Below are 15,141 nucleotides of genomic sequence, written 5' to 3'. Positions count from 1 at the left end.
GCTATGAACATGATCGTCACCCCCGCTTCGCCCGCCACTCCGAACGGCACCACGCGTCCGCAGGTCCGCATCGTCATCGTCGGCCATGTCGATCACGGCAAGTCGACGCTGGTCGGGCGCCTGCTGCACGAGACCGGCAGCCTGCCCGACGGCAAGCTCGAGATGCTGAAAGCCGTCAGCGCGCGGCGCGGCATGCCGTTCGAATGGTCGTTTCTGCTCGACGCGCTCCAGACCGAGCGCGACCAGGGCATCACCATCGACACCACGCAGATCCGCTTCCGCACCAATTCGCGCGACATCGTGCTGATCGACGCGCCGGGCCATGCCGAATTCCTGCGCAACATGATCACCGGCGCCTCGCAGGCTGACGGCGCGGTGCTGATCATCGATGCGCTCGAAGGCGTGCGCGACCAGACCCGGCGGCACGGCTATCTGCTGCACCTGCTTGGCGTGAAGCAGGTCGCGATCGTCGTCAACAAGATGGACCGCGTCGATTTCAGCGCCGAGCGCTTCAAAGAAATCAGCGACGAGATCTCGGCGCATTTGCAGGGCCTCGGCGTGACGCCGACGGCCGTGATCCCGATCTCGGCCCGCGACGGCGACGGCGTCGCGGAGCGCACCGACCGCATCAGCTGGTACAAGGGTCCGACCGTGGTCGAGGCGCTGGACCAGCTCGAGCCGGCGCGTCCGCTGGAAGCCCTCGCCCTGCGCCTGCCGGTGCAGGCGATCTACAAGTTCGACGACCGCCGCATCGTCGCGGGCCGCATCGAATCCGGCAGCCTCATTGCCGGCGACGAGATCGTGATCATGCCGGCCGGCAAGATCGCCAGGATCAAGACGGTCGAAAGCTGGCCGGTAACGCCGGTCGCGGGACGGCAGGGCGCGGGCCGCTCGGTCGGCATCACGCTCGACCGCGAATTGTTCATCGAGCGCGGCGACATCGTCGCGCATGTCGGCTCCGCACCGCGCGAGACCCGCCGTCTGCGCGCGCGCATCTTCTGGCTGCACGACAAGCCGCTCGCCAAGGGCGACCAGCTGCTGGTCCGCTGCGGCCCGAAGGAGAGCCGCGCCACCGTCGTCGCCATCGAGAAGGCGGTCGATCCCGGCGAGCTGTCGAGCGTCGAGAACAAGGCGATCGGCCGCAACCATGTCGGCGAGATCGACATTTCCCTTTCGAGCCCGATTGCCGCCGATCCCTACACCGAGAATCCGCGGACCGGCCGTCTCGTGATCGAGGTTTCGGGGCGCATCGCCGGCGGTGGTCTCGTGCTGTCGGTCGATGCCGGCCAGCGCGCCGTGCCGGTCGACATCGTGCCGGTGGAATCGGCGCTGCGGCCCGACGAACGCTCCGCGCGCTACCGCCACAACGGCGCGGTGGTCTGGCTCACCGGCCTGCCGGCGTCCGGCAAATCGACGTTGGCAAAGGCGCTGGAACGTCGGCTGTTCACCAATGGCGGCTCGCCGATCCTGCTCGACGGCGACACGTTGCGCGCCGGGCTCAACAACGATCTCGGCTTCTCCGCCGCCGACCGCAGCGAGAACATCCGCCGCCTCGCGGAGGTCGCGACCCATCTCGCCCGCAACGGCCACATTGCGATCGTCGCCGCCGTCTCGCCGGCCCGCGAGGACCGCGCGACCGCGCGACGCATCGCCGACACCGCGTTCCGCGAGATCCACGTCGCGACGCCGGCAGAGGTCTGCGAGGATCGCGATCCCAAGGGCCATTACAAGAAGGCCCGCGCCGGCGCGCTGGCGTCGTTCACCGGCATCGGCAACGACTACGAGCGACCCGAGGCTGCCGAGCTCGTGATCGACACGTCGGCCCGCACGGTTGCGGACGCTGCTGACGAGATCGAACGGATGCTGAAGACCACCGGCGTGCTGTTCGACGAGCTCGTGGACCTCGCCGCGAATATTTGAGGCCGTCCTATTTTCCCCGGCTGTCGTCGCCCGGCTTGACCGGGCGACCCAGTATTCCAGAAACAGCGTTGGGTCACGGAGAAGCCGCGGCGTACTGGATTCCCCGCCTTCGCGGGGAATGACAACGGTGCGTCGGGCCGCACACCTCGCCTTGACATTTTGACAACTTTTGGAGGCCTTCTCACGGCCCCGATTTTGAGGCTAATAGGCCCTGAAAGCCGCCCCCTATGGGCGCATTTTGCTGCTGTCGGGTCAAAAGCAGCCAAAAAACAGCCATTTCCAACAAGAAAGCCCATCATGAAACGCGTCGACGCCCACGGATTGAAGATCGCTCCCGTCCTGTTTGACTTCATCGCCAAGGAAGCGGCCCCGAAAACGGCGATCGCGCCGGATGCGTTCTGGGCCGGGGTCGCCGCCATCATCAAGGATCTGGGGCCGAAGAACCGCGCGCTGCTCGCCGTGCGCGACACGCTGCAGGCCAAGATCGACGACTGGCACCGTGCCAACAAGGGCAAGGCGTTCGACCTCGATGCCTATACCGCGTTCCTGAAGGAGATCGGCTATCTCGTCCCCGAGCCGGCGACGCAGAAGGTCGAGACCGCCAATGTGGACGAAGAGATCGGCAAGATCTGCGGCCCGCAGCTCGTCGTGCCCCTCACCAACGCGCGCTATGCGCTGAACGCGGCGAACGCGCGCTGGGGCTCGCTCTATGACGCCTTCTACGGCACCGACGCGATTCCGCACGATCCTTCCGAGAGCGGCAAGGGCTACAACAAGGCGCGCGGCGACAAGGTGATCGCCAAGGCCAAGGCGTTCCTCGATGCCGCCGTGCCGCTGGCGACCGGCAGCCACACCGACGTCACCGCCTACAGCGTCGTCGCGGGCCAGCTCGCGGTGAAGCTGAAGAGCGGCAACGCAACGGCGCTGAAGAACGCCGCGCAATTCGCGGGCTTCCAGGGTGATGCCGCCGCGCCGTCCGCCGTGCTCCTCACCAACAACGGCCTGCACGTCGAGGTCAAGATCGACCGCAGCAGCACGATCGGCAAGGACGACCCGGCCGGCGTCGCCGACATGATCATGGAATCCGCAGTCTCGACCATCCTCGACATGGAGGACTCGGTCGCCGCGGTCGACGCCGAGGACAAGGTGCTGGTCTATCGCAACACGCTCGGCCTGATGAACGGCACGCTCTCGGCCGATTTCGAGAAGGGCGGCAAAACGCTGACCCGTTCGCTCAATGCCGACCGCAGCTACAAGACGCCTGACGGCAAGGGCGAGGTCAAGCTGCACGGCCGCAGCCTGCTGCTGATGCGCAATTGCGGTCACCACATGTTCACCGACGCCGTGCTGGACGAGAAGGGCGAGGAGATTCCGGAAGGCCTGCTCGACGCTGCCGTCTCAGGGCTTCTTGCCATTCACGACATCAAGGGCAACTCCAAGGTCAAGAACAGCCGCACCGGATCTGCCTATATCGTCAAGCCGAAGATGCATGGCCCGGACGAGGTGTCGCTGACCTGCGAGATCTTTGACCGCGTCGAGAAGATGCTCTCGCTGCCCGAGAACACGCTCAAGGTCGGCATCATGGACGAGGAGCGGCGCACCACCGTCAACCTCAAGGCCTGCATCCAGCGCGCCTCCAAGCGCATCATGTTCATCAACACCGGCTTCCTCGACCGCACCGGCGACGAGATCCACACCTCGATGGAAGCGGGCCCGATGATCCGCAAGAACGAGATGAAGGCGCAGGCCTGGATCAAGGCCTATGAGGACTGGAACGTCGACATGGGCCTGATCGACGGCCTGCCCGGCCACGCCCAGATCGGCAAAGGCATGTGGGCCGCGCCCGACAAGATGGCGGACATGCTGCAACAGAAGCTCGCGCATCCGCAGGCCGGCGCCACCACCGCCTGGGTGCCGTCGCCGACCGCTGCGACGCTGCACGCCCTGCACTATCACCAGGTCAACGTCACCGCGCGCCAGCAGGAACTCACCAAAGGCGGTCCGCGCGCGAAGCTGTCCGACATCCTCACCATTCCGGTGTCGAAGTCGAACTGGGCGCCCGACGACGTCAAGCAGGAGATCGACAACAACTGCCAGGGCATTCTCGGTTACGTCGTGCGCTGGATCGACCAGGGCGTCGGCTGCTCCAAGGTGCCTGACATCCACGATGTCGGCCTGATGGAAGACCGCGCCACCTTGCGCATCTCGAGCCAGCATCTCGCCAACTGGCTGCACCAGGGTGTCATCACCGAGGCGCAGGTGATGGAATCGCTCAAGCGCATGGCCGTCGTCGTCGACAAGCAGAACGCGGGCGACGCGATCTACAAGCCGATGGCGCCCGCCTTCGACGGGGTCGCCTTCAAGGCCGCCTGCGACCTCATCTTCAAGGGCCGCACGCAGCCGAACGGCTACACCGAATACATCCTCACCGCGCGCCGCCGCGAGGCCAAGGCTGCGGGCTAAAGCCCGATCATTCAAACACCAAAGCCCCGGCTCGCGCCGGGGCTTTTTTGTTTTCGGGCCGTAGCCCGGATGGAGCGCAGCGCAATCCGGGACCGGCGTTGCTTGGGGCAGGCCCCCGGATTTCGCTGCGCTCCATCCGGGCTACACGCCCCATCCCGCTAAAACACCGTCAGATATTTCAACAGCGACACGACGCCGATGATGATGACGACCACGCGCGCGATCTGCTTGGCGCGACCGTCCATGGGCAGCATGTTGATGAGATAGAGCACGAGAATGACGACGAGAAAGGTGACGAGTACGCCGACCAGCATCGCAAGGACCCCCCTTCAGGCAAATTGTCTGACGGTGTTCTAACGCCCATCTCCCGCGCAGGTTCCATCACCGCAACCCACTGCAACTTCTAGTAAATACGTACTTCTACGATCAGCCGGCCTGCCTAAAACTTTACCCTTTTCGTTTCAGATGCAGAAACCGTTTGGGTGATGCGCCGCAAACGGCATGCGATTGCCGATCTGCCTGCCCCTCCGTTTTGATGTTGCCGGGGCGTCTTGACGAACTTTGCAATGGGAATTTTGGGGGGCTTCGATGCTGAATCGTCTGACCGTGTCCGCGCTGCTGAAGGCGGTGATCGCCATCACGTCGGTCTGTGTGGTGATTGCACTCTCGCTCACCGCCTACGCCTCCTGGGACCGCCTCAAGACCGCCAACCGCATCTCGCAGATCGCCGACGCCTCCGCCGATCTGTTCAAGGCGATGCACAATCTGCGCACCGACCGCTCGACCACGTCCCGGCTGCTGAACGCGACCGAGCCGATGGACTCCGAGATCGAGAGATATCTGCGCGCGCTGCGCGATGCCCAGATGCCGGCGATGGCCCGCGCGCTCGAGCTGCTGCCGAGCATCGACTTCCCGCAATCGGGCGCGCTGGTGCCTGAGCTCGCGCGGCTCTACAAGCTGCTGGGCGAAGAGCAGAAGCAGTTCTGGGAGGATGTTGCCAAACCGAAGGACCAGCGCCGCGCCGGCCTGACCAAGGAATACATGGAGACGACGCAGGGGCTGCTCGACGTGCTCGACAAGCTCTCGGGCGTCCTCGCCGCCACCGTCAACCACCAGGATGCCGTGATCGACCAGCTGCTGTCGATCAAGCAGAGCGCCTGGCTGCTCCGCAACACCGCGGGCGAGGCCTCACTGATCGTCTCGACCGGACTTGCGGCCGGCAAGATCTCGCCGGAGGGCCGCTACAACTATACCCAATTTGTCGGCGGTACGGCCGCGATGTGGAAAGCGCTGGAATTGTCGACCTCGGGCATGCAATTGCCGCCCGCGCTCGCATCCGCCATGACCACGGCCAAGACCGCTTATTTCGAGCCGCAATATCTCACCCTGCGCGACCGTCTCGCGGACACCCTGGTCAAGGGTGAGAAGGCCGAGCTGACGGCCAACCAGTGGAGCCCGCTCACGGTCGGCCGTATGGCCAGTGCGGTCGCGGTGGCCGAAGCCGCGCTCGACGCCGCCCGGAGCTACACGCAGGAGCAGCGCAGTACCGCACAGCGCGCGCTGATCGTGCAGCTTGCACTCCTGGCGCTCGCCATCGGCCTCGCCGTCGGCGCGGTCATGCTGGTCAGCCGCCGCGTCATCCATCCCCTCAACACCATCCGCGACGCCATGCTCAAGGTCGCCGGCGGCGACCTTGCCGTCGACAGCGGCTATCTCGACCGCCAGGACGAGATCGGCGCGCTTGCCGGCGCGCTGGAAACCTTCAAGCAGCAGGCGACCGAGAAGCTCAAGATCGAAGAGCATGAGCGCGAGCGCAATGTCGGCGCGGCCGCGCGCCAGCGCGCCGTCGAGACTTATGTCGGCGAGTTCGAGGGCGCGGTGCGCAAGACGCTCGGCGAACTGAGCGAAGCGTCCGGCGAGATGCGCAAGACCTCGGGCGACCTCTCCGCGGTGTCGCGCCAGACCAACGACCGCGTCCAGGTCGCCGGCAAGGCCTCCAACGACGCCTCCATGAGCGTCGACAGCGTCGCCGCCGCGGCCGAGGAGCTGTCTGCCTCGATCAACGACATCAGCCAGCAGGCGGCGCACGCCGCGGGCATTGCCAGCCGCGCCGTCAACCAGGCCCGCGAGACCGACGGCACGGTGCAAGGGCTGGCGCAGTCCGCAGGACGCATCGGCGAGGTCGTCGGCCTGATCAACACCATCGCGGCGCAGACCAATCTGCTCGCGCTCAACGCCACGATCGAGGCCGCACGTGCGGGCGAAGCCGGGCGCGGTTTCGCGGTCGTCGCCTCCGAGGTGAAATCGCTGGCCAGCCAGACCGCAAAAGCCACCGAGGAAATCTCCGGGCAGATCGCCGACATTCAGAGGGTGGCGAGCGACGCCATCAACGCGATCCAGACCATCGGTGGCATCATCGGCGAAGTGAACGAGGTCGCGACCGCGATTGCCGCCGCCGTGCAGGAGCAGGGCGCGGCGACCCAGGAGATCACGCGCAGCACGCAATTTGCGGCGCAGGGCACCAGGAACGTCTCGGACAACATCACCGGCGTGAAGGCCGACGCGGATGCTGCCGCCGGTGCGGCGGACAACGTCAAGCAGGCCTCGGAAACGCTGGAGACGCAGAGCCGCCAGCTCGGCCAGCAGGTCAGCGACTTCCTGGGGAAGATCCGCGCGGCGTAGGACTTGCGGATTGGATAGAAAGCTGCCGCTACACCTTCAGTGTCGTCCCGGCGAACGCCGGGACCCATAACCACAGGGAGAAGTTGTCGCGCGCGAGCTGCTAACCACGTGCCTTCGTCAAACCGCTTCCTGTGGTTATGGATCCCGGATCTGCGCTCCGCTTGTCCGGGACGACACTGGAGATCGAGGCGCTAGCGCCGCAACCTACTTGAGGCCGCACCGCCCCTACTCCTTCGCGACCACCGGCACCTGGCGGAACCTGGCGCGCACCGAATCCGGCAGCGGCGAAAAATTCATCGCGACGCCGCGGCGGTCGTTGGCGTTGCGGTTGGCGACCACCAGGCCATCGCTGCCCGCGACGATGTCACCCTTGCGCAAGGTCGGATCGTCCTCGACCTTGACCTGGGCAAGTCCGACCGGATCCTTGCCGTTGCACGTGCAGCCCGCGACGATCTCGTTGCGGAAGCGGAACGCGTTGGGCAGGTCGGAATAGGATTTTCCCTTGTCCGTCGTGGCGTCGTCGATGTTGCTGCCATAGACCAGCGAGGTTTCCGACGTCGGGCAGAAGCTCTTGCAGGATTTCGCCTTGCTTTCGGCGTCGTTTCCTTGCGCCGGGAAGTAGCGGCCATCGCAGCTGCGCACGCAATAGGCGATGCCGCCGCCATAAGAGGTCCGCTGGCGCGGCGTGTCGTAGCGCGGCATGTCATCGGTCGGGAACGGCATGCGGATCTCCGGCGCGGAGCGCGCGCGGAAGCCGCCGAACAGCGCCGAGAAGAAGTCTTCCGCATGCGCCGACGGCGTCAACGCGAGGCCGAGCGAGGCGACGGCGAAGCACGCCGCCGCGCCGCCGGCCAGTTTGCCGATCGAACGTCTGTTCATATGACCTCGCCCATCAGTTCACTGCCGACGTCGTGATGTTCAGCGCCTGCCGTCCCGAAGGCAGCGTCGTCACCGGCGGGCGCTTGCGTACCGGGTCGCCGCCCTTGTCGTACCCCTTGGCCATCAGCGGGGCGTTCTTCGGCAGCACCACCACCTTGGCGCCGACATTGACGCGGCTGAACAGGTCCGTGACGTCCTCGTTGGTCATGCGAATGCAACCAGAGGACACGAACTTGCCGATCGTGGTGGGATCGTTGGTGCCGTGGATGCGGTATTCGCTCGAACCGAGATACATCGCGCGTGCGCCGAGCGGATTGCCGGGACCGCCGGCGACGAAGCGCGGTAGATAAGGCTGACGCGCGATCATCTCGGCCGGCGGATGCCAGTCCGGCCACTCGGCCTTGCGACTGACGCTCTGCACGCCGGCCCAGGTGAAACCTTGTCGGCCGACGCCGACGCCGTAACGGATCGCGCGGCCATTGCCGAGCACGTAATAGAGGTAAGTGTTGCCGGTATCGATGACGATGGTCCCGGCCGGCTCGTTCCGGTCGAAGCTGACGATCTGCTTGCGCAGCCGGTCGGGCAGCGCGGCATCCTCGTCGGCGGCCTGCGGCGCCGCGTTGACATAACCCCGCGAATAGCTCGGGTCCTGCGGATATCCCTGCGGCTGCATCGGCGCGTAGCCGAGCGTCTGGGCCTGTGCCGCGAAGGGCACGGTCAGCAATGCTGTCGCGAAGGCAATGGCGGTGGTGGCGCGCAGCGAGAAGCGGCGACGGACTGGAGAGAACCTTGTCATGTGCTGCCCCGTTGGATGTGCATCAGGTGATGCGGCTCCCAACAAACGCAGCTGGACTGACTCAAGTTCCACCGCTCGTTGCGGCAGCGAGGTCACAGTCAAGCGAGCAAAACTTCACGAAACCGCGATGGAACCGGAACGTCCGCCCGGACGTTCTACTGCCAACAATGGGCGCGCGGAGGCTTCCGTGCGGGAGGAGATATTGTGCGCGTCCTTCCCACTGAACGTCTGATTTCCGGCAACAACGAGGGCGACCCGCTTCCCGACAGCCATGTCGAGCTGCCGCCGGTGATCCGCCGCACCGAGTTTGTCGCCTTTACGCTCGCCGGTCTGTTTCTGATTGCCGTGGTCGCGGTGCTCTACGTCGCCAGGGCGTTCTTCCTCCCGGTCGTGATGGCGGTCGTCGCCGGCACCATGTTGTCGCCGGCCGCCAGCTTTCTCGAGCGGCGGCATGTGCCGCGCGCCCTCGGCGCCGTGCTGATCGTGATCGCGGTGACGACGGTGGTCGCCTTCGTCGTCGCGCTGATTGCCGTGCCAGCGATGGAGTGGAGCTCGCGCCTGCCGGAATTGGGCGCGCAGTTGAAGGAGAAGATGCACGTCTTCGACCGGCCGCTGGCGCTGTGGAAGGAGTTGCAGACGATGGTGGGCGGCTCCGAGGGGCTGCCAAGCCTTCCGCTGCCGAAAGCCGAATGGGTGCAACCGACGCTGGAATTCCTGTCGCCGACCTTCGCCGAATTCCTACTGTTCTTCGCCACCCTGATCCTGTTCATCGCGAGCTGGCGCGACCTGCGGCGGGCGCTGATCATGAATTTCGGCGATCGCGATGCGCGGCTGCGCACGCTGCGGATCCTCAACGAGATCGAGGTCCATCTCGGCAACTATCTTTTGACGGTGACACTGATCAACGTCGGCGTGGGCATCGCAACCGGTCTCATCTGCGCCATCACCGGCATGCCCAATCCGGCCGGGCTCGGCGCGCTTGCGGCGGCGCTCAACTTCATCCCGATCATCGGACCGGTCGCGATGTTCGTCATTCTGGTCGTGGTGGGGCTCGTCGCCTTCCCGACCATCGGCGGCGGACTGATGGCGGGGCTCGCCTTCGGCGGCATCACCTTCCTGGAAGGGCACTTCGTCACGCCGACCATCATCGGGCGCAGGCTTTCCCTGAACGCGCTTGCCGTCTTCATCGCGCTGGCCTTCTGGACCTGGCTGTGGGGGCCGATGGGCGCATTCCTGTCGTCGCCGCTCCTGATCGTCGGGCTGATCCTGAAGGAGCATCTGCTGCCGGAGAATTCGCCGCAGCTGCCGCAGGCATGACCGGTTTCCCGAACGGAACTTACCCGGGCACGAAACGTTTTCCGGCTATCTCAGCCGCCAACAGCTTTGGAGCTCCTGATGTCAACCAATGGCGAAACCGGGATGAGAGACTGGACCGACAAAGCCACCAGAGAACGCCTCGAGAAGGATGTAGCAGCCGTGAAAAGCGATATCGCCGCCCTCACCGATCAGATCACCGACGCGCTCAACACCTTTGCCAATTCCACCAGCAAGCAGGCCCGCCGCGGCTATCGCCAGGCCCGCGAGAGCGTGGATTCCGCGGTCGACGACATGTCGGATCGCGGCAGCGCCATGATGGAAGCTGCGCAAGACGCCTACGGCTCGATCGAGGAAACGCTGGAAGATGCCATCACGCAGCGGCCGCTCGCGACCGTCGGACTCGCGCTCGGCATCGGCTTCCTGATCGGCGTCGCCTGGCGCCGGTAGCGTGGGCGCAAAACCTTGACGTTGTTACGGCGGCGCTGTTGCGCCGTCGCTGCCGGCTTGCGGGGATCTGAGGAGCAAGGCCATGTTACAGCGCATCATCGACGGCATCAGCGCATCGACGGGCACGACCGTCCGCCTGACATCGCTCGCCGCGGGCGCGGCACTCGCGCTCTTCATCACCACGGGCTTTCTCTGCGCGGCCGCCTTCATCTCGGTCCTTCAGACCTACGGACCGGTGCAGGCCTGCCTCGCCGGCGCCGGCATCTTCTTCCTGCTGACGCTTGCCGCGGCGGGGAGCTATTGGGGCTACAAGCGGGAGATGCGGAAGCGCGCCCGGATCGCCGCCGAGCGCGCCGCGAAGTCGGCCGCTTCGAGCATGCTCGCCGACCCCATGCTGCTCGCGACGGGCCTCCAGATCGTTCGCGCCATCGGAATCAAGCGGCTGCTGCCGATCCTGGCGATCGGCGGCGTCGCCCTTGGAATCATGGCGAGTCGCGCCGGCGCATCCGACGACGCCTCGGCTGAACCGGCCGAATAGCGGTCGAAGCGCTAAGATAATTTCGTCGTCGGCGGAACGAGCGAGCTTGCGGGAATTCCATCCGGCGATCATGCGCAATTTTGCGCCAGATTGGACAATTCCAGCCCCCCTCACGCAAACGCTACTCGGATAGGCGGGCGGTTGCCGCTAAAAGCAGCGCCCGTGATTCTAAAAGTCATTTTCCGCGATGAAACCGTCCGTCAAGGCGAACCTCGCCGCATTCCATCACGATGCCAGATTGTATTTGACGCTCGGCATTGCCAACTGGTCGGTGTTCGTCGACCACATCCCGAACAACGTCGTTAATCTCCTGACGCTCCGAAATTTCGGCTTCAGCGGCGCCGCTGACCTGTTCGTGTTCGTGGTGGGTTATGGCGTCGCCATCATTCACGGCAGGATGGCGCTGGAGCGCGGTTACGTCGTCGCGGCGACGCGCATCTTCCGCCGCGTCTGGCGGCTCTACGCTGCCTATGTCGTGCTCTTCGTGATCTATATCGACACCATCGCCTATGTCGCCTCGCAATCGATGGCGCCGGAGATCATCCACGAATACAACATCTCGGGCATTCTCGATCATCCGCTGCGCATCCTGGTCCGCGGCCTCGTGCTCCAGGAAGAGCCGCTGAACCTCGACCTCCTGCAACTGATGATCCCGCTGATGGCGTTCTTTCCGTTTGCGCTATGGGGTTTGTTGCGGCGGCCGAACCTGACGCTGGCGGCATCGGTCGCGCTGTACGTTGCGGCGCGCTGGTTCGACTGGAATTTCCGGGTCTATCCGGACCAGGACTGGACCTTCAATCCGCTGTGCTGGCAGATGCTGATGGTCCTCGGCGGCTGGTTCGCCGTAACAGGCGCCTCCGGACGCGCGTTGCACGGCATGTCCTGGCTGCGGATCCTCGCGGGTGCCTATCTCATCTTCGCGATGGCGGTCACCTTGATGCGGCATTCGCCCGCGCTGGCCGTCTATTTGCCGGACGTCGTCGTCAACAGCATCGCGCCGACAGACAAGGAAAACCTCGCGCCCTATCGCGTGATCCATTTCCTCGCGCTCGCCTTCCTCGCGACCCATCTCATTCCGGCCGACCACCCCGGCCTGAAGTTGCGGCCGCTTCAGGCGGTGATCACATGCGGCGAGGAATGGCTCGCGGTGTTCTGCGTTGCCGTGTTCCTGTCCTTCGCCGGCCATCTCATCCTGATCACCGGACCGAACCTCGTGGTGATGCAGATCGCGGTAAGCCTCGTTGGCTTCGCGGCGATGACGGCTGTGGCCTATTACATCTCGTGGTCGAGGCGGCAGGACCTTCCGGCCGCCCTGCGGCAGCAGGCCTAGAGCTCCGTTCCGATCTAATCGGAACGGAGCTCTAGATTCCTGTCTTGACGCGTTTTCTTCACGCGAACCGGTACCCACTTCGCTCGAGCCAAATAATCGTGCGATTCTGCTAGGCCGAGACCTGTGGCTGCGCTATGCGGGGAGCCTCTGCGTGAGGGGACCGGGCGTGGCGATGGCAAAGGGCGGGGGTGATGAGGCTGACAGCGCGCCCCGGCGCGGCCGGCCGCGATCGATCGAGACCACCAACGCCATTCTCGAAAGCGCCTATGCGCTGATGGCCGCCACCGGCCTTGCCGCCACCTCCATCGACACCGTCGCACGCCACTCCAGCGTCTCCAAGATGACGATCTACAAATGGTGGCCGTCGCGGGAAGCGCTGCTGATCGACGCCTTCCTTCATCATGCCGCGCAGATGCTGCCGCTGCCGCCTGCGAGCTCCGGCAGCCCCGCGGCGCGCGCACGCCGCCATGCCGCGGCCTATGCCGAGGCGCTCCAGGGCGAGTTCGGCAAGGTGCAGCTCGCCGTCGTCTCCGAATGCATTTCCAAGACCGGCTCGGCGGAGCTGTTCTATGCCCGCTACCTGCAATTCCGCCGCGACGCACTGGTCGAGATGATCGCCGCGGGCCAGACGGATGGCAGCATCCTGGCGGAGGGAGCGCCCGAGGATCTCTACGACGCCATCTATGGCAGCCTGTTCTACCGCTACGTCTTCGGCATTGCACCGATCACGCCGGCCTACGCGCGCAATCTGGTCGACCTGGTGCTGCGGCCGAAGGGTTAGAGCATGATCCGGAAAAGTGTGAAGCGGTTTTCCGAAAAGATCATGCTCAAAACAACAATCTGAAGCGCGACCTCTATCGCACCGGCCTGACCGGCGCCGAGATCTTGTCCGTGCGGTCGCGCTCGGACATGTCGACCACCGTCTCCATCGGCGCCGTCAATTCATAGACGTAGGAGGCGTCGGTGAAGTAGCGCTTGGCGGTGCCGCCGAGCGCTTCGGGCGCGACACGGTCGAGCAGGATCAGGCCGAAATCGGAATCCGGGCGGCGCGTCGCCTCGCTGGTGTTGAACTCCTCCCAGCGGAAATGGAAGACCTCGTCGGTCCCCTCGCCCGTCACCGTCCAATTCGCGGTGATGTGCGGATGCTTTCCGACCAGCGACAGACCTTCGTCGGAGTGCGAGGCGAGCTCGAAGAACAGGAGCGACAGGCTCTGCGCGGCGCGTGCGCTGACCGCGATGTCGGGGCCGGTGACGGCGATGCGGTCGGCATGCGGGATGGCGCGCGCCTCGAACAGGCCCTTCAGCTTGACGCCCTGCCACTGGCTCTCGCTGAGCAGCGAGACCACGTTGGACATGGCGTGGATGCGGCCGATCAGCAGTTCACGCGCAACGTCGATGTCCGAGCCGTGGCGCAGCGTGCGCGTCACGATCGACTGGATCACCGCCAGGATGTTCTTGACCCGGTGGTTGAGCTCGTCGATGACGGCGGTCAGCCGGCGCTCGAAGCCGATCCGCACCTGGATTTCCCGGCTGAGCCGCAGATTGTTGTAGGCGACATAGCCGAACAGGCCGCACACCATCGCGGTGATGGCAAAACCGATCGCCGCCACGATGATCGCCGTCTGCTCGGCGCGCCGCGCCGAATTGGTCTTGGCGTAGTAGCCGAGATGCCAGTCGCGCCCGCCAAAGCTCACCGTGCGCGTCGCCGACGGCGCCGGCCCGTCCGCGGCCGTCATGCGTGACGAGACCACGCCCTGGTCGTTGGCAACGAGCTCGCCACCTTCCCTGCGCGGATCCTTCAGCGCGACAGAGAACAACGACATGTCGTCATTGGTCAGCATCAGGGAGGCGAGCTCGTAGGAAAATGTGACGAAGCCGGCCGGCTCGGTCGCACCCTCGGGAATGACGGGCGCGGCCACGATGATGCCGATGGGCCCGCCGCCCCGCAGCAACTGAACCGGGTCCGAGGCGACCGACCTCTTCTCGACACGCGCACGCGTCAGCATGGCGCTGCGCACCTGATCCTGCTCGTAGCTGCGGCCGGGCAGCGCCTTGGTCTCGTTGCTGCGCGGCTCGAGGTCCATCAGCACGTCGATCGGCTGGGTGACCTTCGCAAGATCGATCGGCTTGTCGTCATACGAGCGGATCTGCGGATTGGGGAAGCCGGCGCTCGCGATCGCGTCCTCCGCCGGCAGAAGCTCGTTCGGCTTCAGCCGGGCGACCCACCCGGCGACCACGAAATCGGTCTTGAAGGCGTAGATGGCCGAGCGCAGCGGCTCCAGCATGTTCGGCTTGATGACCGACGGCGCACGGAACAAGCCTGAGGCGACACGCGCGAGCAGCTCGCGCTCGGTCAGCCGGTCCTGGACCAGGCTCGCATGGACGTCGATCGCGCGCGCCAGCGCGATCCGGTCCAGTGCCAGCTCCTGGTCGTGGACGCGATAGGCCGCGAGCCCGGAGAGCAGGGCTCCGAGCAGGGCGATGAAACCGATGATAAAACCCAGCCGGACCACTTCGACTACTCAGGCGAAAACAGCAGGTCGGCAATAAACACGGAGCATATCAACGCCGCTCGAACGGCCATGTGCCGAAACAGAGTGGACCCCAGTAACGGAGATAATGAAGGAGGAGGCATCAGTACGCAACTTCGGTCGCCTGAAAAGCTTAATTCGCCCGGCCGATGGTCTGGCCATGAAGGCTTTGCTCCGGGCACCGGAGGTAGTTAATCGCCGTGTCCGAAATTTGTTCCGCGGATGCGGCTTTTGCCCC

12 protein-coding genes are annotated in these 15,141 nt (G+C 65.2%); 8 read left to right on the top strand and 4 right to left on the bottom strand.

Features of this window, described 5'->3' with window-relative positions; genetic code table 11:
• Positions 1-3 precede the first annotated feature (3 nt).
• Together cysC and AB7G19_RS06105 are read left to right on the top strand one after the other, a co-directional pair.
• On the top strand, positions 4-1,920 hold the full coding sequence (gene cysC / locus AB7G19_RS06110) for an adenylyl-sulfate kinase (protein WP_085401865.1): 1,917 nt from the start codon (positions 4-6) through the stop codon (positions 1,918-1,920).
• 297 nt (positions 1,921-2,217) lie between these two features.
• Entirely contained in the window at positions 2,218-4,383 is a 2,166-nt protein-coding gene (locus AB7G19_RS06105) for a malate synthase G (RefSeq protein ID WP_085401866.1), read from the top strand.
• A gap of 158 nt (positions 4,384-4,541) precedes the next feature.
• Here the strand turns inward: AB7G19_RS06105 and AB7G19_RS06100 are convergent, their stop codons facing one another.
• A complete protein-coding gene (locus AB7G19_RS06100) occupies positions 4,542-4,697 on the bottom strand; it encodes a Thivi_2564 family membrane protein (RefSeq protein WP_011084288.1) in 156 nt (51 codons plus the stop codon).
• Between the two features lie 274 nt (positions 4,698-4,971).
• Here AB7G19_RS06100 and AB7G19_RS06095 point away from each other — a divergent pair, with 274 nt between their 5' ends.
• Complete coding sequence (locus AB7G19_RS06095; RefSeq protein WP_085401867.1) at positions 4,972-7,065, top strand: methyl-accepting chemotaxis protein; 2,094 nt, start codon at positions 4,972-4,974, stop codon at positions 7,063-7,065.
• A gap of 225 nt (positions 7,066-7,290) precedes the next feature.
• Here AB7G19_RS06095 and AB7G19_RS06090 read toward each other — a convergent pair whose 3' ends face one another.
• Positions 7,291-7,944 carry a DUF2865 domain-containing protein gene (locus AB7G19_RS06090; protein ID WP_085401868.1) on the bottom strand — a complete coding sequence of 218 codons (654 nt, stop codon included), beginning with the start codon at positions 7,942-7,944 and terminating at the stop codon, positions 7,291-7,293.
• Positions 7,945-7,957: 13 nt separating this feature from the next.
• Positions 7,958-8,740, bottom strand: coding sequence for a L,D-transpeptidase (locus AB7G19_RS06085; protein ID WP_063986079.1), 783 nt, complete (start codon positions 8,738-8,740; stop codon positions 7,958-7,960).
• Between the two features lie 204 nt (positions 8,741-8,944).
• Between AB7G19_RS06085 and AB7G19_RS06080 the strand changes: the two genes are divergently transcribed.
• The 5 genes from AB7G19_RS06080 to AB7G19_RS06060 all read left to right on the top strand — a co-directional run bounded on the left by AB7G19_RS06080 (position 8,945) and on the right by AB7G19_RS06060 (position 13,153).
• Positions 8,945-10,057: an AI-2E family transporter gene (locus AB7G19_RS06080; RefSeq protein WP_085401869.1), complete on the top strand. Its 1,113-nt coding sequence runs from the start codon at positions 8,945-8,947 to the stop codon at positions 10,055-10,057.
• A 75-nt stretch (positions 10,058-10,132) separates the two neighbouring features.
• Positions 10,133-10,504 carry a DUF883 family protein gene (locus AB7G19_RS06075; RefSeq protein ID WP_028148389.1) on the top strand — a complete coding sequence of 124 codons (372 nt, stop codon included), beginning with the start codon at positions 10,133-10,135 and terminating at the stop codon, positions 10,502-10,504.
• Between the two features lie 82 nt (positions 10,505-10,586).
• Complete coding sequence (locus tag AB7G19_RS06070; RefSeq protein WP_085401870.1) at positions 10,587-11,042, top strand: hypothetical protein; 456 nt, start codon at positions 10,587-10,589, stop codon at positions 11,040-11,042.
• 187 nt (positions 11,043-11,229) lie between these two features.
• The gene (locus AB7G19_RS06065) at positions 11,230-12,372 is read left to right on the top strand and encodes an OpgC domain-containing protein (protein WP_063980984.1); all 1,143 of its coding nucleotides are present in this window, start codon (positions 11,230-11,232) and stop codon (positions 12,370-12,372) included.
• A gap of 172 nt (positions 12,373-12,544) precedes the next feature.
• The gene (locus AB7G19_RS06060) at positions 12,545-13,153 is read left to right on the top strand and encodes a TetR/AcrR family transcriptional regulator (protein WP_441254515.1); all 609 of its coding nucleotides are present in this window, start codon (positions 12,545-12,547) and stop codon (positions 13,151-13,153) included.
• Positions 13,154-13,226: 73 nt separating this feature from the next.
• On the opposite strand, the gene AB7G19_RS06055 is transcribed toward AB7G19_RS06060, so the two are convergent.
• On the bottom strand, positions 13,227-14,885 hold the full coding sequence (locus tag AB7G19_RS06055) for a CHASE domain-containing protein (RefSeq protein ID WP_014498206.1): 1,659 nt from the start codon (positions 14,883-14,885) through the stop codon (positions 13,227-13,229).
• Positions 14,886-15,141: the final 256 nt, after the last annotated feature.

Source organism: Bradyrhizobium sp. 215_C5_N1_1, assembly GCF_052075935.1.
GTDB classification, from domain to species: Bacteria; Pseudomonadota; Alphaproteobacteria; order Rhizobiales; family Xanthobacteraceae; genus Bradyrhizobium; species Bradyrhizobium barranii.
This window is presented reverse-complemented; position numbering and strand designations above follow the sequence as displayed.

Bases quoted from the DNA above. Each gene is read 5' to 3' on its own strand.
- cysC (WP_085401865.1), top strand. From the start codon at position 4: ATGAACATGATCGTCACCCCCGCTTCGCCCGCCACTCCGAACGGCACC.
- AB7G19_RS06070 (WP_085401870.1), top strand. From the start codon at position 10,587: ATGTTACAGCGCATCATCGACGGCATCAGCGCATCGACGGGCACGACC.
- AB7G19_RS06085 (WP_063986079.1), bottom strand. From the start codon at position 8,740: ATGACAAGGTTCTCTCCAGTCCGTCGCCGCTTCTCGCTGCGCGCCACC.
- AB7G19_RS06095 (WP_085401867.1), top strand. From the start codon at position 4,972: ATGCTGAATCGTCTGACCGTGTCCGCGCTGCTGAAGGCGGTGATCGCC.
- AB7G19_RS06060 (WP_441254515.1), top strand. From the start codon at position 12,545: ATGGCAAAGGGCGGGGGTGATGAGGCTGACAGCGCGCCCCGGCGCGGC.
- AB7G19_RS06105 (WP_085401866.1), top strand. From the start codon at position 2,218: ATGAAACGCGTCGACGCCCACGGATTGAAGATCGCTCCCGTCCTGTTT.
- AB7G19_RS06100 (WP_011084288.1), bottom strand. From the start codon at position 4,697: ATGCTGGTCGGCGTACTCGTCACCTTTCTCGTCGTCATTCTCGTGCTC.
- AB7G19_RS06065 (WP_063980984.1), top strand. From the start codon at position 11,230: ATGAAACCGTCCGTCAAGGCGAACCTCGCCGCATTCCATCACGATGCC.
- AB7G19_RS06090 (WP_085401868.1), bottom strand. From the start codon at position 7,944: ATGAACAGACGTTCGATCGGCAAACTGGCCGGCGGCGCGGCGGCGTGC.